Here is a 24,643-nt window from a genome sequence, read left to right as displayed (position 1 = left end):
CCGACGGTGAGTGATGTTCCCCCACCGGGGTGAACATCACTCACCGCGTCGTCAGCGCTCGGCGAGCAACCTCAGCGCGAGGGCGTAACCCTGAACGCCGGCACCCACGATCACCGCGGTCGCGATCGGGCTCAGGTACGAGTGGTGCCGGAACTCCTCGCGGGCGTGGACGTTCGAGATGTGCACCTCGACCAGTCCCGCGGTCAGTTCCGCGCAGGCGTCGCGCAACACGACCGAGGTGTGGGTGAGGCCGCCGGCGTTGAGGATCACCGGTTCGCCGGCGTCGGCGGCGTCGTGGATCCAGCCGAGCAGCTCGCCCTCGTGGTCGGACTGCCGGACCTGCACCTGCACGCCCAGGTCGGCGGCGGTCCGTTCGCACAGCGCCACCAGGTCGGCGTGCGTCGTGGCGCCGTACACCTCGGGCTGGCGTTTGCCGAGCCGACCGAGGTTCGGCCCGTTGACGACCTGGATCCTCACAGCAGCACCGTACCGGCGGTCCCGCCGGGCTCGCGCGAGATCGCCGCGTACGCGGCGGCGAGCAGCGTCGGGTCCGGGCCCTCCAGCCGGCTCGGCTTCGCGAGACCGTCGAGGACGACGAACCGCAGCATCCCGGCCCGGTTCTTCTTGTCGGTCTGCATGCCCTTCATCAGGTCCCCGAACGCGTCCGCGTCGTAGCCGGTGGGCAGCCCGATGAGCTCCAGGATGCTCTTGTGCCGGTCGGCGGTCGCGTCGTCGAGACGGCCCGCCAGGCGGCCGAGTTCGGCGGCGAACACCAGGCCGACGGACACGGCGGCGCCGTGCCGCCACCGGTACTTCTCGCGGCGCTCGATCGCGTGCCCGAGGGTGTGGCCGTAGTTGAGGATCTCCCGCAGGCTCGACTCCTTGAGGTCGGCGGCGACGACCTTCGCCTTCACCTCGACGGAGCGGCGGATCAGTTCGGGCAGCACGTCCCCGGTCGGGTCGAGGGCGGCCTCCGGGTCGGCCTCGATCAGGTCGAGGATCTCCGGGTCGGCGATGAACCCGGTCTTGATCACCTCGGCCATTCCGGCGACGATCTCGTTGCGCGGCACCGACTCCAGCGTGACCAGGTCGATCAGGACCGCGGCGGGCTCGTGGAAGGAGCCGACGAGGTTCTTGCCTGCGTCGGTGTTGATGCCGGTCTTGCCGCCGACCGCGGCGTCGACCATCGCGAGCAGCGTCGTCGGGACGTGCACGACCGTGACGCCGCGCATCCACGTCGCCGCGACGAAGCCGGCGAGGTCGGTGGCGGCGCCGCCGCCGAGACTGATGATCGCGTCGCTGCGGGTCAGGCCGATGCGGCCGAGCACCTCCCAGCAGAACCCGGCGACCGCGAGGTCCTTGCCGTCCTCGGCGTCCGGGATCTCGATGCTGTGCGCGTCGACGCCCTTCGCGGCGAGTGCGGCCTTGAGGACGTCCGCGGTCTGCGCCAGCGTCGGCTGGTGGATGATCGCGACGGTGCGGGTGCCGAGGACCTGCGCGACGACGTCGTCGAGGAGTCCGCGCCCGATGATCACCGGGTAGGGGCTCGCGCTCTCGACCTGCACGCGGACGGGTTCGGTCACTGTCTGCCTCTTTCCTTCGGTGGTTCGAGTTTCGCGACGAGCTGCTGCACGACCCGCGCCGGGCTGCGGCCGTCGGTGCGCATCCGGATGGTCGCCACCTGCCGGTACAGCGGCCGGCGCCGGCGCATCAGGTCGCGGTACTTCTGTCGCGGGTCGCCGCCGTTGAGCAGCGGGCGGGTGTTGTTCGCGCCGGTCCGCTTCAGCCCTTCCGCGACGCTGATCTCGAGGTACACGACCGTGTGCCCGGCCAGCCGTTTGCGGGTCGTGTCGGAGAGGATGGCGCCGCCACCGAGCGAGACGATCCCGTCCTGTTCGAGGAGGGCGCGGCGGACCACGTCCTCCTCGATCGTCCGGAACACCGGTTCGCCGTCCTCGGTGAAGATCTCCGGGATGGTGCGTCCGGTCTCGCGTTCGATCGCGGCGTCCGTGTCGTAGATGTCCACGTCGAGCGCCCGGGCCAGGCGACGTCCGATCGTGGACTTGCCTGCGCCGGGCGGTCCGATCAGGACCGCGCGGGGACTCACCGCGCCAGCCGCTCCCGGACGGCCGCGAGGTACCCCTCGACGTTGCGCTGGGTCTCGGCCACCGAGTCGCCGCCGAACTTCTCGAGCGCCGCCTGCGCGACGACGAGCGCGACCATCGACTCGGCCACGACACCGGCCGCCGGGACGGCGCACACGTCGCTGCGCTGGTGGATCGCGACGGCCTCCTCGCCGGTGGCCATGTCGACGGTGGACAGCGCACGCGGCACCGTGGAGATCGGCTTCATCGCGGCCCGCACCCGCAGCGCCTCACCGTTGGTCATGCCGCCCTCGAGGCCGCCGGCGCGGTTCGTGGACCGCAGCACGCCGTCGGGGCCGGGTCGCATCTCGTCGTGGGCGGCGCTGCCGCGGCGGCGCGCGGTCTCGAAGCCGTCGCCGACCTCGACACCCTTGATCGCCTGAATTCCCATGAGCGCGGCGGCAAGTCGCGAATCGAGACGGTTGTCACCGCTGATGAACGAGCCGAGGCCGACCGGCAGGCCCTCGATGACGACCTCGACGACTCCGCCGAGGGTGTCGCCGTCCTTCTTCGCGGCTTCGATCTCGGCGATCATCGCGGCCTCGGCGGTCTTGTCGTAGGCGCGCACCGGGCTGGCGTCGACCGCCGCGAGGTCGTCGGGGCACGGGCCGGGGCCGACGTAGGGCTCGGACGCACCGATCGAGATGACGTGCGAGAGCACCTCCACGCCGAACACCTGGCGCAGGAAGTTGCGGGCGACGGTGCCTGCGGCGACCCGGGCCGCGGTCTCCCGGGCGCTGGCACGCTCGAGAACCGGGCGGGCGTCGTCGAAGCCGTACTTGAGCATGCCGGAGAAGTCGGCGTGCCCGGGACGCGGCCGGGTCAGCGGCGCGTTGCGGGCCAGGTCCTTCAGGAGTGCCTCGTCGACCGGGTCGGAGGCCATCACGGTCTCCCACTTGGGCCATTCGCTGTTCGCGACCTCGATCGCGACGGGGCCGCCCATGGTGCGTCCGTGCCGGACGCCACCGACGACGGTGACGACGTCCTTCTCGAAGCTCATCCGGGCGCCACGACCGTAGCCGAGCCGACGGCGGGCCAGTTGGGTGGCGATCTCGTCCGAGGTGACCTCGACCCCGGCGACCATTCCGTCCAGCATCGCGACCAGGGCGGGTCCGTGGGATTCTCCGGCAGTTATCCAGCGCAGCACGCCGACCATCATTCCACGTGGCAACCACCACAATGCACACCGGTCACATCATGCACCGGCGGCGAGCGCGAGCACCGTGGCCAGGCACATCGACGGCCCGTGCGGCAGGCTCCGGACCCGCCGGCCGAGCACCGGCGCGCCCACCCCCGCCGCCGCGGTCAGCGCGAACGCCCCGACCGCCGCCGCCAGCCACACCTGCGCGCCGGCCACCCCGGTCACCGCGCCGAGCCCGATCGCGAGCTTGACGTCCCCGCCACCCAGCGCCGCGGGCGCGACGAGGTGCGCGACCAGGTACAACCCGGCGAGCAGCACCGCCCCGGTCACCGCCGCCCGCGGATGGCCGGCGACCGCGGCGACCGCGAGGATCACCGCCGCGCCCGGCAGCGTCAACAGGTTCGGCAGCCGCCGCGTCCGCACGTCGATCACGCTGAGCCAGCCGCACCAGGCCACCAGCGCCGTCCACCCGCACATCTCCCCCATGGCGTGCACGCTGCCACAGGACGGCCCGGCCGCCCGGGCAGCGACCTGCGGTTACGCGTCGCCTGTGGATGAACGCTGCAGCGCCTCGGCCATCGCCTCGCGGGGGGCGGGTCGGCCGGTGAACTGCTCGACCTGCCCGAACGCCTGGTTGAGCAGCATCCGCAGTCCGTCCACGACGGTCCCACCGGCGGCCTGCACCGCGGCCGCGAGCGGCGTCGGCCAGGGGTCGTAGATCGCGTCGAGCACGACCGGCGCCTGGGCGACCGCGGTCGCGTACGGGGCGACGGCATCGGCGGGCACGGTGCTGACCACGACCGCCGCCTCCCGGCACACCGCGGTCAGCGCGCCCGGGTCGAAGTCCTGGTGCCGGGCCCGCAGACCCATCACACGGGCGCACTCGAGGGTCTCGGCGGCGCGGTCGGCGGAGCGGGCGACGACGGACACCTCGACGACACCGAGGTCGGCGAGCGCGCGCAACGCGGGCCGGGAGGTGCCCCCGGCCCCGATCACGACCGCCGTCGAACCGCTCAGGTTCACGACCCCGACCTCGGCGAGGGCGCCGGCGACGCCGTCGACGTCGGTGCAGTCGGCGCGCCACCCTCCCCCCGCAGCGCCGTCACCGATGCGGACGAGGGTGTTGGCCGAGCCGACCTGCACGGCCCGCTCGGTGCGTTCGGTGGCGTAGGCCAGGGCGGCGACCTTGCCGGGCATCGTGACCGACAGGCCGACCCATTCCGGACCGAGCGCGTCCACGAAACCGGGCAGCTGGTCACCGGTGCACTCGATGCGGTCGTACGTCCAGTCGGTCAGCCCGAGCGCCCGGTAGGCGGCCAGGTGCAGCTGCGGGGACCGGGAGTGTTCGATCGGCTTGCCGAGCACCGCCGCCCTCCGCGGAGTGTCGGCACGCCCCTGCTGTTCATCGCGCACTGTCGAGGATCCCGCTTTCCTTGGCCTTCTCGATGTTCTTCAGGTGTTCGGCGTAGTCCCGGGTGAACAGGGTGGTGCCCTGCTTGTCGATCGTCACGAAGTACAGCCAGTCTCCGGGCGGCGCGGTTTCGACGGCCTGTACGGCGGCGATGCTCGGCGCCGAGATCGGGGTGGCAGGCAGTCCTTCCTTGGCGTACGTGTTCCACGGGGTGACCCGGGCGCGGTCGGCGTCGGTCGTCGCGACCTCGGTGGTGTCGAGGGCGTAGTTGACGGTCGAGTCGAACTCGAGCTTCTGGGGCACCGCGAGCCGGTTGACGATCACCCGCGCGACCTTGCCGAAGTCGGCCGGGAGGGACTCGCGTTCGACGAGGGACGCGGCGATCAGCACCTGGTACGGGTCGAGCCGGACGCCGGTGCCCGCGGTGCGGATGCCGGTGGACTCGTACTTGGCCGCGCTGCCGCTGACCAGGCTGCGCAGGATCTCGGTGGGACCGGCGGCGGGGTCGAAGTCCCAGCTGCCGGCCGCGATCAGCCCCTCGAGCTGACGGGTCCTGTCGGGGACGCTCCGCACCTGAGCGAGTGCCCAGTCGGGGACGCCCAGGCCGGCCAGGTCCGCACCCGCTCCGGCGGTTTCCAGGTCGGCGACGCTGACGCACTTCGGCAGGCCGTCGCCGCCGGGCAGGCAGCTGGCCTGCGAGATCAGGGTGTAGATGCCGCGTTTGACCGCGCCCGTGCTCGCGTCGCGGGTGTCGTGCAGCTGCCGACCCTCGGAGATCACCAGCGATCCCACGCGGGACGCGGGGTCGACCAGCGCGGACACCGCGTCCGCGGCGGGCAGTTTGGAGGCCAGGTGGTAGTAGCCGGGCTGCAGCGAGTTCATCGCCGTGCTCCGCACGGCCGCGTTGTAGAACGCGGAACTGCTTGCCACGACATCCTTTTCGGCCATCTGCTCGCCGATCTGGGTGGCGGTGTCGCCGGGATTGACGACGACCACCACCTCGGGCCCGGCCTCGCCGGCCTCGTAGTCCGGCGGCAGGTCGTCGCCGAGCAGCCCCTTGACGAGGTAGCCGACGCCGCCGAGCACGGCGAGCCCGATCACCGCGGCGACGGCGACGAGCACGTGACGTCCGCGTTTGCGCCGAGCAGCCGCGGCCTCCCGGGCCTCCCGCGCGCGGCGGGCCTCCGCCCGGCTCTGGTACTCCCGCCCCTGATGGGTCACTCGTGGTCCTCCGTCGACGACTCGGGGGCGTGCGCCGAACGCAACACCTCGGCCCGCTGGTCCAACCATCCCTGCAGGATCGCGACGGCCGCGGCCTGGTCGATGACCGACCGCTGCCCCTTGGCCTTGACCCCGCTCTCCCGCAACGCGCGGGACGCGGTGACCGTCGTGAACCGTTCGTCGGTCATCCGTACCGGCACCGGCGCGATCCGTTCCCGCAGCTGGTCGGCGAAACGGGACGCCAGCCCGGCGGCGGAGCCGCGCTCCCCCTTCAGGGTCTGCGGCAGTCCGACGATGACCTCGACCGCCTCGTACTCCGCGACGATGGCGGCGAGTCGGGCGAGGTCAGACGTGTCGGCTCGGGACTTGGCTCGCGGCACCGTTTCGACCGGGGTGGCGAGGATGCCGTCGGGGTCGCTTGCGGCGACCCCGATCCGGACGCTGCCGACGTCGACGGCGATCCGCCTGCCCCGCCCGGGATCGTCGACACCGGGACGATCGACACTGGGACCGTCCGGCGCCGGCCGGCCGGGGTGACTCACCCGGCGATCTCGGCGACGCGGGCGCGGACGGCGGACAGTGCCGCCGGAATGCCGTCGACGTCGCTTCCGGAGCCCTGCGCCATCTCCGGCTTGCCGCCGCCGCGGCCGCCGATCGCGGGACCGAACGCGGCCACCAGGTCACCGGCCTTGACGCCGAGCTCCTGCGCCGCCTTGTTGGCGCTGACCACGAACGGCACCTTGCCGTCGGTCGCGCCGAACAGGACGACGACCGCGGGATCGGTGCCGAACCGGCCGCGGACGTCGGTGACGAGGGTGCGCAGGTCTCCGCCGGACACGCCGTCGGGCGCCTGCTCGGCGACGAGCAGCAGCCCGCCGATCCGCTGCGCCTTCTCGACGAAGCCTGCCGCGGACGCGAGCACCGCGGCGGCCTTGGTGGCCTCGAGTTCCTTCTCCGCGACCTTGAGCCGCTCGACGAGCTGCTCGACGCGGCCGGGCACCTCCTCGGACGGCACCTTCAGCGCGGTCGCGACACCGGCGAGCAGCGCGCGCTCCTTCGCCAGGTAGCGGTAGGAGTCGAGCCCGACGAACGCCTCGACGCGGCGCGCCCCGGAGCCGACCGACGACTCGCCGAGAATGGTGATCTGGCCGATCTGCGCCGAGGACTGCACGTGGGTGCCGCCGCAGAGTTCCATCGAGAACGGTCCGCCGATCTCGACGACGCGGACCTCGTCGCCGTAGTTCTCGCCGAACAGGGCCATCGCGCCCATCGACTTCGCCTTGTTCAGGTCGGTGACGAACGTGTTGACGGTGTGGTTGGCGGCGACGGCCTCGTTGGCGACGGCCTCGATGTCGGCGAGCTGATGCGCCGACAGCTGGTTCTGCCAGGCGAAGTCGAACCGCAGGTAACCGGGCTTGTTCAGCGAACCCTTCTGCGTCGTGTTCGGGCCGAGGACCTGCCGCAGCGCGGCGTGCACCATGTGGGTGCCGGAGTGCCCCTGGGTGGCGCCGGACCGCCAGGCCGGGTCGACCTGCGCGAGGATCGCGTCGCCCTCGGTGAGCTGCCCCTCCTCGACGGTGACCTTGTGCACCCAGACCTTCTTGGCGATCTTCTGCACGTCCCGCACCCGCACCCGGAGGCCGGGACCGGTGATGACGCCGATGTCGGCGATCTGACCGCCGGACTCGGCGTAGAGCGGGGTGCGGTCGAGGATCACCTCGACCTCCTGCCCCGCCGTCGCGGTGGGCACCCGGACGCCGCCCGAGATCAACGCGAGAACCGTTGCCTCCGAGGTCAGTTCGACGAAGCCGGTGAACTCGGTCTCACCGCGGTCGACGAACTCCTTGTAGATGGTCAGGTCGGCGTGCGCGTGCTTGCGGGCCTGCGCGTCCTCCTTGGCCCGCTTGCGCTGCTCGGCCATCAGCGAGCGGAAGCCGTCCTCGTCGACGGTCAGGCCGGCCTCGGCGGCCATCTCGAGGGTGAGGTCGATCGGGAAGCCGTAGGTGTCGTGCAGGACGAACGCCTCGTTGCCGCCGAAGACCTTCTTGCCCGCCGCCTTGACGTCGTCGGCCTCGGCCTCGAACATCTTCGACCCGGACGCCAGGGTGCGCAGGAACGCGGTCTCCTCGCCGACCGCCACGCCGAGGATCCGCTCGAAATCGGTGTCGAGGACCGGGTAGGACGGCGACATCGTGTCGCGGACGACGGTCACGAACTCGCTCATGCTGGGCTTGTCGGCGCCGAGCAGCTTCGCGGAACGAACGATGCGGCGCAGCAGCCGGCGCAGCACGTAGCCGCGGCCCTCGTTGCCGGGGTTGACGCCGTCGGCGATCAGCATCACCGCGGTGCGGGCGTGGTCGGCGATCACCCGGAACCGGACGTCGGACTCGTGGTCGGCGCCGTAGGCGCGGCCGGTCAGATCCTCGGCCTTGGTGATGACGGGGCGCACCAGGTCGGTCTCGTACACGTTGTCGACGTCCTGCAGCAGGAACGCGACCCGCTCGACGCCCATGCCGGTGTCGATGTTCTGCTTGGGCAGCGGGCCGAGGATCTCGAAGCTATCCTTGCCGGTGCCCTCGCCGCGCTCGTTCTGCATGAACACGAGGTTCCAGATCTCGAGGTAGCGGTCCTCGTCGGCCTCGGGCCCGCCCTCGACACCGTATTCGGGGCCGCGGTCGTAGTAGATCTCCGAGCAGGGGCCGCAGGGGCCGGGAATGCCCATCGACCAGTAGTTGTCGGCCATGCCGCGGCGCTGGATCCGCTCCTCCGGGATGCCGGCCTCTTCCTTCCAGATGTCGCGGGCCTCGTCGTCGTCGAGGTAGACGGTGACCCACAGCCGCTCGGGGTCGAAGCCGTAGCCGCCGTCCTCGACGCTGTTCGTCAGCAGCGCCCACGCGTGCTTGATCGCGCCGCGCTTGAAGTAGTCGCCGAAGCTGAAGTTGCCCGCCATCTGGAAGAAGGTGTTGTGCCGGGTGGTGACGCCGACGTTCTCGATGTCACCGGTGCGCACGCACTTCTGGACGCTGGTGGCGGTGGCGTAGGGAGGGGTCTGCTGGCCGAGGAAGAACGGCTTGAACTGCACCATGCCCGCGTTGACGAACAGCAGGTTCGGGTCGTCGAAGATCAGTGAGGCGCTGGCCACCTCGGTGTGACCCGCCTTGACGAAGTGGTCGAGGAATCGCCTGCGGATCTCGTGGGTCTGCACCTGGTTGCCCTTCGCGTGTGAACGGTGTCGTTCCGTGTCTCGTCTGCCCGTCGATGTCACCGCGCACGGCGAATCGACCCTTCACAAGCTTAACGTCCGCGTCAGGTCGGCTTCTCCCGCCGCCTCCGCGCGCCGACCGGCGCCACTCAGCCTCGGACGATCCGCCGCAACTTGGTGACCCGCGCGGCGATCTCGCGTTCGACCCCGTGGGTGGTGGGGTCGTAGTAGTCGACGCCGACGAGTTCGTCCGGCGGGTACTGCTGGGCGAGCACCCCGTCCGAGGTGTCGTGCGGGTACTTGTAGCCGATCGCGTTGCCCAGCTTCTGCGCGCCCGCGTAGTGGCCGTCGCGCAGGTGCGCCGGCACCGCACCGGCCTTGCCGGCGCGGATGTCCGCCATCGCGGCGCCGAGCGCGGCGGTCACCGCGCCGGACTTCGGAGCCGTCGCGACGTGAATCGTCGCCTGCGCGAGCGCGAGCTGCGCCTCCGGCAGGCCGACGAGCTGAACCACCTGCGCGGCCGCGGTCGCGGTCTGCAGCGCCGTCGGGTCGGCCATGCCGACGTCCTCGCTGGCCTGGATCATCAACCGCCGTGCGATGAAGCGCGGGTCCTCGCCCGCGACCAGCATCCGAGCCAGGTAGTGCAGGGCGGCGTCGACGTCGGATCCGCGCAGCGACTTGATGAACGCACTGGTGACGTCGTAGTGCTGGTCGCCGTCGCGGTCGTATCGGACCGCGGCCTTGTCGACGCTCGACTCGACGGCCTCGAGGTCGACCACGTCCCCTCCTCGGTCGAGGACGGTCCCCGACGCCGCCTCGAGCGCGGTCAGCGCCCGCCTCGCGTCGCCCCCGGCGAGCCGGATCAGGTGGTCGGTGGCCTCCCCGGTCAGGGTCACGGCGCCGCCCAGTCCACGCGGATCGGCCGCCGCCCGCTCGAGCAACTGGCGAATGTCCTCGTCCGTCAGGGACCGCAACTGCAGGACCAGCGACCGGGACAGCAGCGGCGACACCACCGAGAACGACGGATTCTCGGTGGTCGCGGCGACCAGGAGCACGATCCGGTTCTCGACGGCGGCGAGCAGCGCGTCCTGCTGGGTCTTCGAGAACCGGTGCACCTCGTCGATGAACAGCACGGTCTGTTCGCCCGCCGTGAGCCGGCGGCGGGCGAGATCGATGACGGCGCGGACGTCCTTGACCCCCGCGGAGAGTGCGGAGAGCGCCTCGAACCGGCGTCCGGTCGCGCGGGAGATCAACGACGCGAGGGTGGTCTTCCCGGTGCCGGGCGGTCCGTACAGCAGGACGGACGCCGCACCCGACCCCTCGACGAGGCGTCGCAGCGGCGCGCCGGGTCCGAGCAGGTGGTCCTGGCCGAGCACCTCCCCGAGTGTCTCCGGGCGCATCCGCACGGCCAGGGGCGCGTCGGGCCGGGAGGGCGGCAGCGCCCCGGCCATGGGTTCCGGATCGGCGCCCGCACCCTCGAGCAGGCCCGCGGCCTCGAACAGGCCCGCGGCCGTGTCCGCCGGGGCCGGATCACCGAAGAAATCGCTCACGCCCCGACGCTACCGGCCGCCGCCGACGCATCACCGGGCCGCCGGGGCGGGCCGTGCACCACGCGGAGTCGGCCGGCCGGCGACCGGCGGCCGAACACTGCGTGAACTCGGAGTCCGTCCGCCCCGCCGGGATTGAACGGTCGTCCAGCTTCGGGTGTCATCGCAGCCATGCCCGAGTCTCGTCTGTCCCGCCGCGCCCTGTTGCGCGGCTCCACCCTCGCCGCCGGTGCCGCGCTGCTGCCCGGCCGGGCGGTCGCCGCGACCCCCGGCGCCGTGTTCGCGCACGGGGTCGCGTCCGGGGATCCGCTGCCGGATGCCGTGATCATCTGGACGCGCATCACCCCGGCCCCCGACGCCACCGCCGGTTCGGGTGTGGGACAGCCCGTTTCCGTGCGCTGGGAGGTGGCCACCGACGCCGGGTTCGCGGCGGTCGTGCGGTCCGGCGCGGCCGCGGCGACCGTGGATCGCGATCACACGGTCAAGGTCGACGTCACCGGCCTCGCCGCGGCCACCACCTACCACTACCGGTTCACCGCGCCGGACGGCACACGGTCTCCGGCGGGCCGGACCCGGACCGCCCCGGGGCCCGACACCGACGTGCCGCGACTGCGGTTCGGGGTGGTGTCGTGTTCGAACTGGGAGGCGGGGTACTTCGCCGCCTACCGGCACCTCGCCGCACGCGAGGACCTCGACGCGGTCGTCCACCTCGGCGACTACATCTACGAGTACGGCCGCGGCGAGTACGGCGCCCGCGGCGGATCGGTTCGGCTGCACGACCCGGCGCACGAGATCGTCTCGCTCGCGGACTACCGGATCCGGCACGCGCAGTACAAGACCGACCCCGACCTGCAGGCCCTGCACGCCCGGGTGCCGTTCATCGCGACGTGGGACGACCACGAGTCCGCCGACAACGCGTGGCTCGGCGGTGCCGAGAACCACACCCCGGGAGTCGAGGGCGACTGGGCGACCCGGCGCGCGAACTCCGCCCGCGCCTACCTCGAGTGGATGCCGGTGCGGGTGAGCGGAACCGGGCCCGACGTGACGCTGTACCGGCGGTTCCGGTTCGGCCGCCTCGCCGAACTCTCGATGCTCGACCTGCGCAGTCACCGCGACGCGCAGGTGCCCGCGACGTCGAAGGCCGTCGACTCCCCCGACCGCACCATCGCCGGACGCGCCCAGCTCGACTGGTTGTCGTCGGGTCTCGTGTCGTCGCCGACCCGCTGGAAACTGGTCGGCAATCCGGTGATGATCGCGCCGATCCTGCTGCCCCCGCTGGACGTGCACACCACACGGGCCCTGACGGACGCCGTCGGGATGCCGAGTGCCGGGGTTCCGTTCAACGCCGATCAGTGGGACGGCTACACCGCCGACCGGCGGCGGCTGTTCGACGCGCTGGCCGCGAACGCGGTGACCGACACCGTGTTCCTGACCGGCGACATCCACTCCTCGTGGGCGGCGGAGCTGCCGCTGGATGCGGCAGCCGTGCCGGTGAGTCCGACGGTGGGCACCGAGTTCGTGGTGCCGTCGGTCACGTCCCCGAACATCGACGACTCGCTCGGGGTGCCGCCGCGGACGGCGTCGCCGGCCGCGGAGTCGGCGCTGCTGGCGACGAACCGGCATCTGCGCTACGTCGAGCTGGACTCGCACGGTTTCGGCATCCTCGACGTCGACCCGGAGCGCACGCAGATGGACTGGTGCTTCGTCTCCGACCCGGTCGACCCGCGTGCCGGGGTCCGGGTCGGCGCGAGCATGGCGACCCGCTCCGGTACCCAGCGCCTGGTCCCGGCGCCGCCGCTCACCCCGTAGGCGTGAGCGGCGGCGCGGTCAGCCGAAGAGGTCAGTGAGCCGTTCCGTGGTCTCGCGGGCGTGGTCGGCGACGACGGACACCTGTGCGCGTTCGGCGAAGTCGCCGAGCGCGCGCCACCGCGCGACCAGCGCCGTCGACCGCGGTGCGGACAGCTGGTGTTCGCGGACCGCGGCGATCCGGGCGTGGTCCTCCGGCAGGAACCAGAGGGTCGACAGCCACACCCACACCAGCTGCGCGTCGAGGAGGCGGGAGTACAGGGTCCGGTCGTCGGCGAGCTGCGGCCACATGCCCACGACCTCGGCGCGCCAGGCCTCGATCATCGCCTGGGCTCGCTGCGTGGACAGCTCGAAACTGCACAGGCAGCCGGGGAACGAGATCAACGCGTAGGCGAGGTCGAGGGTGGCGTCCCGGAAGCCGCCCCACTCGTAGTCGAGGAACCGGACGCCGTCGTCGTTGACGATGATGTTGTCGGGGCACAGGTCGGACGGACTGAAGGCACGGTGCCTGCCGCCGCTGAACAGCGTCGTCGCCCGTTGCGCGATCTGCGCGACCTCGGGCCGCGTCGCGACGCCGAGGTCCCGCTCGAGCAGGTCGGGCACGTCGGGGATCGTGGTCGCAACCTGGTCGGCGACGACGTTGCCGAGGTGCCCGACGCCGGAGCGGCGCAGCAGCGCGGTGAAGTCCTCCTCGCGGCCGACGGTGGCGGCGTGCATCCGGCCCATCGACTGCGCGAGCGCCATCAGCGAGTTGGTCACCGCCGCCTCGTCCGGCCGCTGCAGCAGCCGGGCGATCGGAGTCGCGTCGCCGAGGTCGGTGAGGATCAGCAGCCGCTCGGGCAGGTCGTACGCGATCAGCGACGGCCCGGGCCGGCTGTCCGTCGCGAGGGCGGTCGCGAACTGGTAGGACACCGCCTCACGGAGGAACGCGGTGTCGGCGACCTCGCCGGGCAGCGCGTCACCACCGCTGAAGGTTTCCTCCGGGTAGACGGCGACGCTGCGGGCGTGCGCGACCTCGGACAACTCGCGGACCTGCTTGATCACCAGGGTCCGGGGCAGGGAGAAGGGGTTCGCCGCGCACCGGACCCGCAGGACCACGGTGCGCCCGCTGCCTCCGAGATCGACGGGATCGACGAGGGTCACCGGGGCTCCGGTTCGTCGCTCGAGCAGCCGTTCGGCTGCGGCAACCACCTCTGAAACTGGGTCGGCCAATAGTGCGGTCATAGCGCCACACAACCTACCTGTCGTATCTGACGAACAAGGCGCGGTCGAGGTTTCCCACGGCCCCGACTATACCGCCGACCCCGGGGCCGACCAGCGAAAACAGACCAATACGTACGGAATGTTGCGAATAGGTCACGGTCGACTCCGGGGCGTGGCGGTGTGCCGGTCTCCGCAGCTCAGGCCTGCGGGGGCTCCGGCGTGAAGTCGATGCCCGACTCCTTGCGCTGCAGCTCGGTGATCGGTGCCGGCGCCTCGGTGAGGGGGTCGACGCCACCACCGGACTTCGGGAACGCGATCACCTCGCGAATCGAGTCGACGCCCGCGAGGAGCGCGGTGATGCGGTCCCAGCCGAACGCGATGCCGCCGTGCGGCGGCGCGCCGAACGCGAAGGCGTCGAGCAGGAAGCCGAACTTCTCCTCCGCCTCCTCGTGTGAGATGCCCATCACCTTGAACACCCGCTCCTGGACGTCCTTGCGGTGGATACGGATCGAGCCGCCGCCGATCTCGTTGCCGTTGCAGACGATGTCGTAGGCGTACGCGAGCGCCGAGCCCGGATCGGTGTCGAAGGTGTGCAGCGACTCCGGCTTCGGCGAGGTGAACGCATGGTGCACCGCGGTCCACGCGCTGTAGCCGAGTGCGACGTCGCCGCTGGCGGTCGCCTCGGAGGTCGGCTCGAACAGCGGCGCGTCGACGATCCACACGAACGCCCACTCGTTCGGGTCGATCAGCTCCTGCTTGCGGGCGATCTCGCCGCGCGCGGCGCCGAGCAGCGCCCGCGACGACTTGGTCGCGCCGGCGGCGAAGAAGATGCAGTCGCCGGGCTTCGCGCCGACGTGGTCGGTCAGCCCCGCCCGCTCGGTGTCGGTCAGGTTCTTCGCGACCGGCCCGGTCAGCTCGCCGTCCTCGCCGACGAGCACATACGCCAGACCCTTCGAGCCGCGCTGCTTGGCCCACTCCTGCCAGGCGTCGAGCTGGCGCCGCGGCTGGCTCGCGCCGCCGGGCATCACGACCGCGCCGACGTACTCGGCCTGGAACACCCGAAACGTGGTGTCCTTGAAGAACTCCTTGCACTCGACGAGCTCCACCCCGAACCGCAGGTCCGGCTTGTCCGAGCCGTACCGGCGCATCGCGTCGGCGTACGTCATCCGCTTGATCGGCGTCGCGATCTCGTAGCCGATCAGCTTCCAGACGTTCCGGAGGATCTCCTCGGCCAGGAGGATCACGTCGTCCTGGTTGACGAAGCTCATCTCGATGTCGAGCTGGGTGAACTCGGGCTGACGGTCCGCGCGGAAGTCCTCGTCGCGGTAGCAGCGCGCGATCTGGTAGTACCGCTCGATGCCACCGACCATCAGCAGCTGCTTGAACAGCTGCGGCGACTGCGGCAGCGCGTAGAAGTTGCCGGGCTGCAGCCGCGCCGGAACCAGGAAGTCGCGCGCGCCCTCCGGGGTGGAGCGGGTCATCGTCGGGGTCTCGACCTCGACGAACTGGTGGTGCGCGAGCACTTCCCGGGCGGCGGCGTTGACCTTGGACCGCAGCCGGATCGCGCGGGCCGGACCCTCGCGGCGCAGGTCCAGGTAGCGGTGCTTGAGGCGCGCCTCCTCGCCGGGGTTGTCGTCGAGCTGGAACGGCAGCGGCGCGCTCTCGTTGAGCACCTCGAGATGCGTCGCGTTGACCTCGATCGCACCGGTGGGGATCTCGAAGTTCTGGTTGCCGTCGGGGCGCACCTCGACGACGCCGACGACCTTGATGCAGTACTCGGCGCGCAGCTTGTGGGCCTGCTCGAGCACGTCCTCGCTGCGGAACACCACCTGCGAGACCCCGGACGCGTCGCGCAGGTCGATGAAGATGACGCCGCCGTGGTCGCGCCGCCTCGCGACCCAGCCGGTGAGGGTGACGGTCTGGTCGGCCTGCTCGGCTCGCAACGAGCCGGCGAGATGGGTGCGCAGCACGGGGTTCCTTTCACACACTACGAATCGCTCGGGTTTTCCGGGACTTCTGACCTGTGATCCTACGAAAGCCGCCCGGTCGGCGACACAACGCATCGGTGCAACGCGAACCGGTCACCAGCGTGCCAAGCTGAACCGTCGGACAGGCACGTCGAGAGCACAAGGGGTGGAGATGACCTTCGACGACGGCGCTCGCATGGATCCGGGCCGGGTCCAGGTCGGCGGCGGAGGCGGCGGCCGGGGCGGAAAGTTCGCCCTCGGCGGCGGCGCCGGCGGCCTGATCGTGCTGGTCCTGGCGCTGCTGTTGGGCGGCGATCCGGGTTCGCTGCTCGGCGGCCTGTCGAGTGCCACCGACAACCCGCGGGTCGGCACCGGCGCGGCCGACACACTGGCGAACTGCGAGACCGGCGCCGACGCCAACCGCGACGTCAACTGCCGGGTGGCCTTCACCGCCGCGAGCCTGGACTCGGTCTGGGGTCAGCAGCTGCGCGCCCAGACCGGCACGAAGTACGCCCAGCCGGGCATCATGCTGTTCTCCGGCGCGGTCAACACCGGGTGCGGCAACGCCACCAGCGACGTCGGCCCGTTCTACTGCCCCGCCGACACCACCGGCTACTTCGACACCAGCTTCTTCCAGCTCCTCGTCGACCGCTTCGGCTCCTCGGCCGGCCCCCTCGCCCAGGAGTACGTCGTCGCGCACGAGGTCGGTCACCACATCCAGAACCAGCTCGGTGACATCGGGCGCGCGCAGGCCGACCCCCGCGGTCCCGCGTCCGGCGCGGTGCGCACCGAACTGCAGGCCGACTGCTACGCCGGTGTCTGGGCCCACTACGCCGACAACCAGCCGAGCCCGGACGGCGGCGCCCCGTTCCTGAAGCCACTGACCGAATCGGACATCCGGGACGCGCTGTCCGCGGCGTCCGCGGTCGGCGACGACCGGATCCAGAAGGCCGCGACGGGCCGCGTGAACCCGGAGGGCTGGACGCACGGGTCGTCCCAGCAGCGGATGAAGTGGTTCCTCACCGGCTACCGGACCGGTCAGGTCAGGGCGTGTGACACGTACTCGGCGCGCGACCTGGACAACCCGCCGGCGCTGCAGCGCTGACCTCCCCTCCCCCGCACCGACGCGTGGGCGCCGCTACGGGGCCGGCGGTACGTCCGGATTCTCGTGCCGCTCGTGGACGAGTTCGTAGCGGCGGCCGTAGGTTTCGACGATCGCCTGGATGACGGCGACGACCGGGACGGACACCAACGCACCGATCGCGCCGAACAGGGACGCGCCGACGATGACGGACCCGAACGCGACGGCGGGATGGATGGACACCGTCCTCGAGGTGATCCTCGGGTGCAGCACGTAGTTCTCGACCTGCTGGTAGGCGGTGCCGAACGCCACCACCCACACCCCGTCGATCGGTTGCGAGGCGGCGGCGATGATCGCGGGCAGCGCGATCGCGAGATACGTGCCGATGGTCGGGACGAACTGCGAGACGACGCCGGTCCAGATCGCGAGCGGCAGCCAGTACGGCACCCCGATGATCATCAGGAAGACGCCGGTGCCGACGGTGCTGACGGCCGCGAGGATCAGCCGCGAGACCACGTAACCGCCGGCCTTGTCGACCGAGATCCCCCACACGGTCGCGATGATCTCCTGCTGCCGAGCCGGGAACCAGCTCGAGATCGTCCGCCGCAGCTGCGGACCTTGCGCGGACATGTAGAACACGAACAGCAGCAGCGTCATCGCCTGGAACACGACGCCGACCAGTGACGACACCACCCCCAGGACGCTCGGGGTGTACCGCTGCGCGAGGTCCTTGACGGTCTCGGGCGTGATCTTGATCAGATCCTTGCCGGTGGCGAAGTCGGTGCCGAAGGTGCGGTTGGCCCAGTCCGCGACCCGGGACAGGGCATCGGGCAGCGCGGTGAGGAGTTGGGCGAGCTGCTCACCGAGCAGGGCACCGAACAACGCGATGAAGGCGACCGCGAACACGAGGAGCGCGAACAGCACGATCCCGGTACCGGCGCCGCGTCGCATTCCCAGTCCCTCGAGCCGATCGACGACCGGTTCGATCGTGACGCTGGCGAGCCACGCCAGGAACAACATGCCGAGGAACCCGCGCAGATTGTGGAAGAGCCAGCCGGACATCTGGTACGCGGCGACCGCGAGCACCACGTAGAGGAGCGCGATGCGCAGCCAGCGCAGACCGGCCTTGCGGCGCTCGTCGCTCGTGGCGGGCTCCTCGCTCGCGCCCTCCGGTTCCGGAACATCCGGCGCCCGCGCCGCGTCGTCCTCACTCATCGCACCCTCCGCGTCCGGATGGTTCGTGCCGTTCCCGCCGGAATCTACCCGCCCGCACCGCGGTCGGCGCGGGAGCACCCGGCTGCGACGAGGGCACTCAGAACAGCGTCAGCGTCGGCGCCGCACCGGCGCCGACGAGTTCCCGCGGCGACGGAGCGGGTTCGCGCTGCCGCGCGGCAGCGCCGCCGAGCCCGTGCTTCTCGACCAGTGGCGTCACCCGTCGACGCAGCCACGCCTTGTATTCGGGGGTGACGTAGGCACCCCGCCCGTAGAGCTGGCGGTACCTGCGGATCAGCGCGGGGTGATGCTCGGCGAGCCAGTTCAGGAACCAGCCGCGAGTGCTGCCGCGCAGATGCATCGGGAACACCGTGACCCCGGTCGCGCCGGCGTCCGCGAGGTCGGCGAACAGCGCGTCCAGGTGGCCCGCGGAGTCGGTGAGGTACGGGATGACCGGAGCGACCATGACGGTGCAGTCGAATCCGGCGGCGGTGATCGCGCGGATCAGCTCCAGTCGCGCCCGCGGCGACGGGGTGCCGGGCTCGATCGCCTTCTGCAGCTCGGGATCTCCGATCGCGAGGGACACGGCGAGCGACACCGGCACCTGCCGGGCCGCGAGACCCAGCAGCGGCAGGTCGCGGCGCAGCAGCGTGCCCTTGGTCAGGATCGAGAACGGCGTTCCGGATTCCGCGAGCGCTCCGATGATGCCGGGCATCAGCCGGTACCGTCCCTCCGCCCGCTGGTAGGGGTCGGTGTTGGTGCCGAGCGCGACCGGCTCGCGCTTCCAGGACCGCCGGGCCAGCTCGCGGCGCAGGACCGCGGCGACGTTGGTCTTGACGACCACCTGGGTGTCGAAGTCGGCGCCCGCGTCGAGATCGAGGTACTCGTGGGTCGGCCGCGCGAAACAGTAGCGACACGCATGGGTGCAGCCACGAAAGGCGTTGACGGTGAACCGGAACGGCAGCGTCGACTCCTCGGGCACCCGGTTCAGGGCGGACTTGCACAGCACCTCGTGGAAGGTGACACCCTCGAACTCGGGGGTCTGTACGCTGCGTACGAGCCCCGCCCGGGCCAGCCCGGGAAGGGCGCCGTCGTCGATCTCCGACTGCACGGCCTCGAGAGTCTGCCCCTGCCAACGCATGCGCACAGTCGAACACTTGTTCTAGCCATAGTCAAGCCTCGACGTCGACGCCGCGCCGGACCGGCGCCCGCTGGGTACCCTCCGCCAATGCGCCCACCCCGGCTCGCCACCCTCGCCCTGACGTTGCTCGCCGGACCGGCGCTCGCCGGTGCGGTCGTCGCCCCGACCGCCACGGCCGCCACGGTCCTGCCCGCCGCCTGCGGAACCCCGCTGTCCGACAGCGAGATCGACACGATCGTCCGGCTGTCGGACACGAGCGCGATCACCGGGACCGACCCGATGGACCGACTCGAGGACGAGGTGGACCGGCAGCACCGGATCGCCACACTGCTCGTGGCGCACCGGGACCGACGCGGTCTGTTCGCGATCGGTCTCGACGCCGTCGTGGACCGGGCGGTGATGCCGCTCCAGCGCACCCGCGGCGCGCTCACCACCCCAGCGTGGGCGCACCTGCTCAGCACCGACCTGCTGCGCCGCTACCTGGACAACGTGCACGCCGAATTCACGGGCGCGCCAAGCGAGCCCGCATGGCAACGGTACTTCGCCCTCAGTCACGACTGCACCCGCTCGCCGGCCCGGACCGCGATGGTCGGATACAACGCCCACCTGACGGTCGATCTCGCCCGGGCGGCCGCGGCGACCGGCACGACGCAGCAGAACGTGCCCGACTTCTACACGATCGTCGACGCGATCGCGTCGGACGGTGCCGCGATCGTCACGAGGACCAGGGACGTGTACGGCGCGGACCTCGGCCCGCTCTGGCGGTTCTACTTCCTCGGCGAGGGCCTCGACCGCCTCGCCGGGCAGGGCGTGGCCTCGGGCCTGCTGCTGCGGGCCGCCGACAGCGGGTACAACACGCTCACCCTCGCCAACGGCTTCGCACTGCAGAATCCGCAGACGGCCGCGGCCGCCGCGGCGGAGATGGACGCCCTGTGGGCGACGGCGGACGGCGCGATCGACGTCCTCGCCCAGCTCGGCGGCCTCTGATTGTCCCGGTTGTCGCCGGAACCTCCCCGGGCACAGGGACCGTCTGCGACAATCCATGGCATGACCTCGGCAGTCGACCCGAAGGTTCCACACACCAGCACCGACGTCCTGATCGTCGGGGCGGGCCCGGTCGGACTCACCCTGGCCGTGCAGCTGCGGCGCCGCGGCATCGACGTCCTGGTCGTCGACCGGCTGACCCAGCGGGCACCGTACGCGAAGGCGGTCGGGGTGTCCCCACGCACGATGGAGGTCTTCGACTCCCTCGGCGTGGTCCGGGCGGCACTCGACGCGTCGGTGCGGATGCGCGGCCAGCTCCTCTACTCGGACGGCGCGCCGCCGGTGCGCATGGAGATGCCGCTGCCCGACGAGGTCCCCTACCGGTTCGTCGCGATGCCGCAGTACGAGACCGAACGAATCCTCGCCGACGCCCTCGCCGCGCACGGTGGGCACGTCACCCGGGGCGTCGAGTTCACGGGCTTCACCCAGCACGACGACACGGTCACGTCCACGCTGCACGGGCCGCGGGGCGGGTCGACGGTGTCGTCGCGCTACCTGGTCGGGTGCGACGGTGCGCACTCACTGGTCCGCAAGGGGCTCGGCGTCGAGTTCGAGGGGGACGCGTTCCCCGAGGAGTACATGCTCGCGGACGTCGAGGTGGACTGGAATCAGCCGGTCGGATACGGGATCCGGGCGATGCACCACACCGGCGGCGCCGTGGACGACCTGCTGGTCGCGATCCCGCTGCCCGGCGACCGCCGGTACCGGATCTCGATGCTGGTGCCGGACGAACTGGCGACGACCGCGAAGCCGGGCGAGCTCGCACACGGTCTCGAAGGCGGCCGTGCCCCCGAGCTGCGCCACGTGCAGGCGGTCCTGGACCGCCTGGCGCCCGAGCCGACGACCGCGTCGTCGATGCGCTGGTCGTCGGTGTTCCGGATCAGTCACCGCCTCGCGCAGCGCTATTCGCACGACCGGGTCTTTCTCGCCGGCGACGCCGCCCACATCCACCCGCCGACCGGCGCGCAGGGCATGAACACCGGAATCCAGGACGCCACGAACCTCGGGTGGAAGCTCGCGTTGGCGGTGCAGGGCCACGCCGCCGAGGATCTGCTCGACAGCTACCACCTCGAACGGCACCCGGTCGGCGAGGAGGTGGTCGGGCGGACGGTGCGGCACGCCCGTCAGGGCATCGGCGCGGGCGAATCCGACCCCGGGGTGGCGATTCTCCGGGAGGCGCAGCTGCTCGTCGCCTACCCCGACAGTCCACTCGTCGCGGCGGACGGGCCGGCCGACACCGGTCCCGGCCCCCGTCCGGGCGACCGCGCGCCGGACGCGACGGGGCTCACCCAGGACGGCGCCGCTGTGCCGACCCGCGTCCACGAGTTGTTGCGGCACCCCGGGCACACGCTCCTGTTGTGTGCATCGGACACCGGCGAGCTCGACGCACAGTGCACCCTCGCCGCGGCCGCCGCGGACCGACACGGTTCGGCGGTGCGGTGCCAGGTGATCGTCGATCGCGGCGCCCAGATCGCCGACGCGTCGGGAATCGTGTTGCGCGACACCGATGGCCGGTTCTCCGCCGCGTACGGGACCCGGCCCCGCGCGGCGTACCTGATTCGCCCGGACGGCCACCTAGGGTACCGGTCCGACTCGGCGTCCGCGGCGCGGATCGACGCCTTCCTCTCCCGGACGATGCGCCTCGGGTAACGATGCGTCAGGCGAAGAGCATCGCCTTCTGATGAGTCACGCTCTCGATGTCGGACGCGGTGGCCTCGATCAACTGGTGGGACAGGTCCGCGAGCGCGCGGGCGATCGCCAACTCGTCACCGATCGCGGGCACGTCCACGTCCGTCGGGTTGAGTCTGGCCAGTCCGATGCCCACGAGCTCGGGCTTGCCTTCCATGTTCATCCGGGCCTTCGCCCGGGTCCGGCCTTCGTGCTCGTCGACGACGATGGCCACGGACCACTTCTTCTCATCCATTTCGGTCGCCTCCTCGGGTTCCCACCGTCAACGATGGCAGCCCGTCGGCTCCGCGTCGAGGGGGTCGTCGACGAGCGTCTGCAGCACCGTTCCGTAGCGCAGGATCAGGTCCTCGCGGGCGACGACGTCGGGACCGAGCAGCCCGACGGTCCGGAGCCCGCCGGCGAGTCCCAGCAGCGCGGCGAGCACGAGGTGGGCCCGTACCCGGCCCTCCGTGGTGTCGCCGATCCGCTCGGCGATCGCGGCGACGTACCGCCGCCGGATGTCGTCGCGGGCGGTGACGGGGTCCTCGGCTTCGTGAATCAGCATGGGCGCCATCGCCAGCGGCTCGGGGTCGTCGTTGTCGTACCGGTCGAGCATCCGGCGCACCAGCTGGTACCCGATCCCCTCCTCGGCGGCGGGCGCCTCGTCGAGAACGGTCGCCGACGGGTCCGCGGCCGCGAACAGGGCGGACTTGCTGCCCATCAGCTTCATCACGAGCGCCGGCGAACACCCGGCCGCGGCCGCGACGTCCTTGATCGTGGTCGCCGTGTAGCCACGCCGCGCGAACAGGTCACGCGCGGCGGCGACGACGGTGTCGCGGGTGGACGGCGCGGTCACCGCACACCCGCGGGCACGACGTCGGGACCGAGGTCGAGGTCGATCTCGGCGGGCCGCGCGAGCACCATGATCTGCCGGGTCGCGGTGCACCGGTCCGCGCCGAGCACGGTGATCAGGTACCGCCCGGTCGGAGGTTGCACGAGTTCGTAGTGGCCGTCGGCGTCGGTCACCGTGGAGGCCACGTACTCGCCACTCGCCTTGACCAGGCTGACGACCGCGTCGGCACTCGGCACACCCGACGTCGTGACCCGTCCGGTCAGGCGCAACCGCCGGGCGAGGACCACGGACTGCCGGGTGTCGGACCCGTCGAAGTCGACCACCTGCGATTGCGGCGCCCACCCGTCGGCGCTGGTGACGACGAGGTACGGCCCGGGCGCGGGCAGCACGACCGAGAACTCGCCGCTGTTGTCGGCCCGGCTCCAGTCGACCGGCCGGCCGGTGACCGTCAGCACCGTGACGACGGCCTGCCGGATCGGGCGCAGCCCGGAATGCAGCACCGACCCGGTGACCACGACCTCGTCGGGCGCCTGGTCGTCGCTCGGTGCGACCGGGGCCGGCCGCGGGGCGGCCGGCGCGGCGGGCGGCGGGATGAACGCCGCGACCGCGGTCCCGACGAGCGCGGCCAGTGCCGCGATCGCGAAGATCAACTGGAACGCGCCCAGCGACGGCAGCATGTGCCCGCCGACGTTCATCGTGACGGTCGTCAGGATCGCCGAGATGACTGCACTCGACACCGAGGTGCCCACCGACCGCAGCAGCGCGTTGAGCCCGTTCGCGGATGCGGTCTCGGTGATCGGCACCGACCCCATGATCAGCATCGGCATCGTCGCGTAGGCGATCGCGGTGCCGGTGGTGACGAACATCGCGCCGAGCACGATCAACGGCACGGATCCGGTCAGGAAGATGCGCGCGGTGTACGCGGCGGCGAGGACGATCGTGCCGATCACGAGGGTGCGCTTGGCGCCGATGCGCCCGATGAGCCGTCCGGCCACCGGTGCGACGACGACCATCATCAGTCCGGCCGGCATCATGCACAGCCCGGCGACGAGCACCGACTGTCCGTGCCCGTAGCCGGTGCCTTCCGGCATCTCCAGCTGCTGGGTCGTCGACATCATGTTGGCGTACATGGAGATTCCGACGAGCAGCGCGGCGACGTTGGTCAGCAGCACCGGGCGACGGGCGGAGGTGCGCAGGTCGACCATCGGCTGGTTGACCCGCAACTCGAACGGGAACCAGATCGCGAACGCGACGACCGCGATCACCAGCGCCAGGATCGTCGGCTCGCTCACCCAGCCCCAGGTGCCGCCCTTCGAGATGGCCAGCAGCAACGCCGCCAGGGCCACGGAGAGCATCAGCGCGCCCCCGATGTCGAAGCGGCCGGGCGTGCGGACCGGCGATTCCGGGACGACGGCGAGCACCGCGCCGAACATCGCGACACCGGCGACGCCGGACACCCAGAAGATCGCCTCCCAGCCGAGGTGCTGGTACACCAGCCCGGCCAGGGGCAGACCGAGCGCGGACCCGATGCCGAGGGTGGCGCTCATCGTCGCGGTCGCGCCGGCAACCTTCTTCTTCGGCAGCTCGTCGCGGAGGATGCCGATGCCGACCGGGATCAGCGACGACGCCAGCCCCTGCAGCCCGCGACCGACGAGCAGCGCGACGAAGGTGCCGCCGACCGCGGCGATCACCGACCCGAGCACCATCGTCGCCAGCGCCACCAGCATCATCCGGCGCTTGCCGAACATGTCCGCGAGCCGGGACACGATCGGGGTGGCGACGGCCGCGGTCAGCAGCGTGATGGTGACCAGCCAGGACGCACTGGCGTAGTCGATCCCCAGGATGCCCGGGAAGTCCGCGAGCAGCGGGATGACGAGGGTCTGCTGCAGCGCGACGAGGGTGCCGGACATGCACAGCACGGTGGTGAGCACCCCGGTGGACACCCGGGTCGACGGCGAGGAATGACTGGACAAACGGGCTGCCCTTTCTGGTCGGGCATGGC

At 71.5% G+C, this 24,643-nt stretch carries 21 protein-coding genes; 4 read left to right on the top strand and 17 right to left on the bottom strand.

Features of this window, described 5'->3' with window-relative positions; translation table 11 throughout:
- Nucleotides 1-51 precede the first annotated feature (51 nt).
- From aroQ to ABD951_RS02585, 10 genes are all read right to left on the bottom strand, one after another.
- On the bottom strand, nt 52-477 hold the full coding sequence (aroQ, locus tag ABD951_RS02630) for a type II 3-dehydroquinate dehydratase (RefSeq protein ID WP_345341831.1): 426 nt from the start codon (nt 475-477) through the stop codon (nt 52-54).
- On the bottom strand, nt 474-1,583 hold the full coding sequence (aroB, locus tag ABD951_RS02625) for a 3-dehydroquinate synthase (protein WP_345341829.1): 1,110 nt from the start codon (nt 1,581-1,583) through the stop codon (nt 474-476). Before aroB ends, aroQ begins: the two co-directional genes overlap by 4 nt.
- Nucleotides 1,580-2,107 (bottom strand): shikimate kinase, encoded by a 528-nt coding sequence (locus ABD951_RS02620; protein WP_345341827.1) that lies wholly within the window; start codon nt 2,105-2,107, stop codon nt 1,580-1,582. Before ABD951_RS02620 ends, aroB begins: the two co-directional genes overlap by 4 nt.
- Complete coding sequence (aroC, locus tag ABD951_RS02615) at nt 2,104-3,291, bottom strand: chorismate synthase (protein WP_345342011.1); 1,188 nt, start codon at nt 3,289-3,291, stop codon at nt 2,104-2,106. Before aroC ends, ABD951_RS02620 begins: the two co-directional genes overlap by 4 nt.
- A gap of 48 nt (nt 3,292-3,339) precedes the next feature.
- The gene (locus ABD951_RS02610; protein ID WP_345341825.1) at nt 3,340-3,771 is read right to left on the bottom strand and encodes a prepilin peptidase; all 432 of its coding nucleotides are present in this window, start codon (nt 3,769-3,771) and stop codon (nt 3,340-3,342) included.
- A 51-nt stretch (nt 3,772-3,822) separates the two neighbouring features.
- Nucleotides 3,823-4,698, bottom strand: coding sequence for a shikimate dehydrogenase (locus ABD951_RS02605; protein ID WP_345341823.1), 876 nt, complete (start codon nt 4,696-4,698; stop codon nt 3,823-3,825).
- Entirely contained in the window at nt 4,688-5,986 is a 1,299-nt protein-coding gene (locus ABD951_RS02600; RefSeq protein WP_425569756.1) for an endolytic transglycosylase MltG, read from the bottom strand. The genes ABD951_RS02605 and ABD951_RS02600 overlap by 11 nt, the downstream gene beginning before the upstream one ends.
- Entirely contained in the window at nt 5,914-6,459 is a 546-nt protein-coding gene (ruvX, locus tag ABD951_RS02595) for a Holliday junction resolvase RuvX (RefSeq protein WP_345341820.1), read from the bottom strand. The genes ABD951_RS02600 and ruvX overlap by 73 nt, the downstream gene beginning before the upstream one ends.
- A complete protein-coding gene (gene alaS / locus ABD951_RS02590) occupies nt 6,456-9,122 on the bottom strand; it encodes an alanine--tRNA ligase (protein ID WP_345341817.1) in 2,667 nt (888 codons plus the stop codon). Before alaS ends, ruvX begins: the two co-directional genes overlap by 4 nt.
- A 146-nt stretch (nt 9,123-9,268) precedes the next feature.
- The gene (locus ABD951_RS02585) at nt 9,269-10,669 is read right to left on the bottom strand and encodes a replication-associated recombination protein A (protein ID WP_345341815.1); all 1,401 of its coding nucleotides are present in this window, start codon (nt 10,667-10,669) and stop codon (nt 9,269-9,271) included.
- Between the two features lie 168 nt (nt 10,670-10,837).
- Here ABD951_RS02585 and ABD951_RS02580 point away from each other — a divergent pair, with 168 nt between their 5' ends.
- A complete protein-coding gene (locus tag ABD951_RS02580) occupies nt 10,838-12,475 on the top strand; it encodes an alkaline phosphatase D family protein (protein WP_345341812.1) in 1,638 nt (545 codons plus the stop codon).
- 18 nt (nt 12,476-12,493) lie between these two features.
- On the opposite strand, the gene ABD951_RS02575 is transcribed toward ABD951_RS02580, so the two are convergent.
- Complete coding sequence (locus tag ABD951_RS02575) at nt 12,494-13,696, bottom strand: phosphotransferase family protein (protein WP_345341810.1); 1,203 nt, start codon at nt 13,694-13,696, stop codon at nt 12,494-12,496.
- Nucleotides 13,697-13,872: 176 nt separating this feature from the next.
- Complete coding sequence (gene aspS, locus ABD951_RS02570) at nt 13,873-15,645, bottom strand: aspartate--tRNA ligase (protein ID WP_345341808.1); 1,773 nt, start codon at nt 15,643-15,645, stop codon at nt 13,873-13,875.
- A 169-nt stretch (nt 15,646-15,814) separates the two neighbouring features.
- Between aspS and ypfJ the strand changes: the two genes are divergently transcribed.
- Nucleotides 15,815-16,747 carry a KPN_02809 family neutral zinc metallopeptidase gene (gene ypfJ / locus ABD951_RS02565; RefSeq protein WP_345341806.1) on the top strand — a complete coding sequence of 311 codons (933 nt, stop codon included), beginning with the start codon at nt 15,815-15,817 and terminating at the stop codon, nt 16,745-16,747.
- Nucleotides 16,748-16,780: 33 nt separating this feature from the next.
- Here ypfJ and ABD951_RS02560 read toward each other — a convergent pair whose 3' ends face one another.
- Together ABD951_RS02560 and ABD951_RS02555 are read right to left on the bottom strand one after the other, a co-directional pair.
- On the bottom strand, nt 16,781-17,938 hold the full coding sequence (locus ABD951_RS02560) for an AI-2E family transporter (protein WP_345341804.1): 1,158 nt from the start codon (nt 17,936-17,938) through the stop codon (nt 16,781-16,783).
- Nucleotides 17,939-18,035: 97 nt separating this feature from the next.
- Nucleotides 18,036-19,076 carry an Rv2578c family radical SAM protein gene (locus ABD951_RS02555; protein ID WP_345341801.1) on the bottom strand — a complete coding sequence of 347 codons (1,041 nt, stop codon included), beginning with the start codon at nt 19,074-19,076 and terminating at the stop codon, nt 18,036-18,038.
- A gap of 87 nt (nt 19,077-19,163) precedes the next feature.
- Between ABD951_RS02555 and ABD951_RS02550 the strand changes: the two genes are divergently transcribed.
- Entirely contained in the window at nt 19,164-20,063 is a 900-nt protein-coding gene (locus tag ABD951_RS02550; protein WP_345341799.1) for a DUF5995 family protein, read from the top strand.
- A 60-nt stretch (nt 20,064-20,123) separates the two neighbouring features.
- Nucleotides 20,124-21,770: an FAD-dependent monooxygenase gene (locus ABD951_RS02545; RefSeq protein WP_345341797.1), complete on the top strand. Its 1,647-nt coding sequence runs from the start codon at nt 20,124-20,126 to the stop codon at nt 21,768-21,770.
- A 7-nt stretch (nt 21,771-21,777) separates the two neighbouring features.
- Here the strand turns inward: ABD951_RS02545 and ABD951_RS02540 are convergent, their stop codons facing one another.
- From ABD951_RS02540 to ABD951_RS02530, 3 genes are read right to left on the bottom strand one after another with little or no spacing between them, the layout of a single operon-like run.
- Nucleotides 21,778-22,044 carry a DUF1876 domain-containing protein gene (locus ABD951_RS02540; protein WP_345341795.1) on the bottom strand — a complete coding sequence of 89 codons (267 nt, stop codon included), beginning with the start codon at nt 22,042-22,044 and terminating at the stop codon, nt 21,778-21,780.
- A gap of 27 nt (nt 22,045-22,071) precedes the next feature.
- Entirely contained in the window at nt 22,072-22,644 is a 573-nt protein-coding gene (locus ABD951_RS02535) for a TetR/AcrR family transcriptional regulator (RefSeq protein ID WP_345341793.1), read from the bottom strand.
- On the bottom strand, nt 22,641-24,614 hold the full coding sequence (locus ABD951_RS02530; RefSeq protein WP_345341791.1) for an MFS transporter: 1,974 nt from the start codon (nt 24,612-24,614) through the stop codon (nt 22,641-22,643). Before ABD951_RS02530 ends, ABD951_RS02535 begins: the two co-directional genes overlap by 4 nt.
- Between the last annotated feature and the right edge of the window lie 29 nt (nt 24,615-24,643).

It is taken from the genome of Rhodococcus olei, from assembly GCF_039540555.1.
GTDB lineage: Bacteria > Actinomycetota > Actinomycetes > Mycobacteriales > Mycobacteriaceae > Rhodococcus_G > Rhodococcus_G olei.
Note: the sequence above shows the minus strand (reverse complement) of the source record. Positions and strands in the feature narration are given on the sequence as shown.

Excerpts from the sequence above, each read along its gene's own strand:
- ABD951_RS02610 (WP_345341825.1), bottom strand. The coding sequence starts at position 3,771 with ATGGGGGAGATGTGCGGGTGGACGGCGCTGGTGGCCTGGTGCGGCTGG.
- ABD951_RS02600 (WP_425569756.1), bottom strand. The coding sequence starts at position 5,986 with ATGGTTGGACCAGCGGGCCGAGGTGTTGCGTTCGGCGCACGCCCCCGA.
- ABD951_RS02580 (WP_345341812.1), top strand. The coding sequence starts at position 10,838 with ATGCCCGAGTCTCGTCTGTCCCGCCGCGCCCTGTTGCGCGGCTCCACC.
- ABD951_RS02575 (WP_345341810.1), bottom strand. The coding sequence starts at position 13,696 with ATGACCGCACTATTGGCCGACCCAGTTTCAGAGGTGGTTGCCGCAGCC.
- ypfJ (WP_345341806.1), top strand. The coding sequence starts at position 15,815 with ATGACCTTCGACGACGGCGCTCGCATGGATCCGGGCCGGGTCCAGGTC.
- ABD951_RS02560 (WP_345341804.1), bottom strand. The coding sequence starts at position 17,938 with ATGAGTGAGGACGACGCGGCGCGGGCGCCGGATGTTCCGGAACCGGAG.
- ABD951_RS02555 (WP_345341801.1), bottom strand. The coding sequence starts at position 19,076 with ATGCGTTGGCAGGGGCAGACTCTCGAGGCCGTGCAGTCGGAGATCGAC.
- ABD951_RS02550 (WP_345341799.1), top strand. The coding sequence starts at position 19,164 with ATGCGCCCACCCCGGCTCGCCACCCTCGCCCTGACGTTGCTCGCCGGA.
- ABD951_RS02545 (WP_345341797.1), top strand. The coding sequence starts at position 20,124 with ATGACCTCGGCAGTCGACCCGAAGGTTCCACACACCAGCACCGACGTC.
- ABD951_RS02540 (WP_345341795.1), bottom strand. The coding sequence starts at position 22,044 with ATGGATGAGAAGAAGTGGTCCGTGGCCATCGTCGTCGACGAGCACGAA.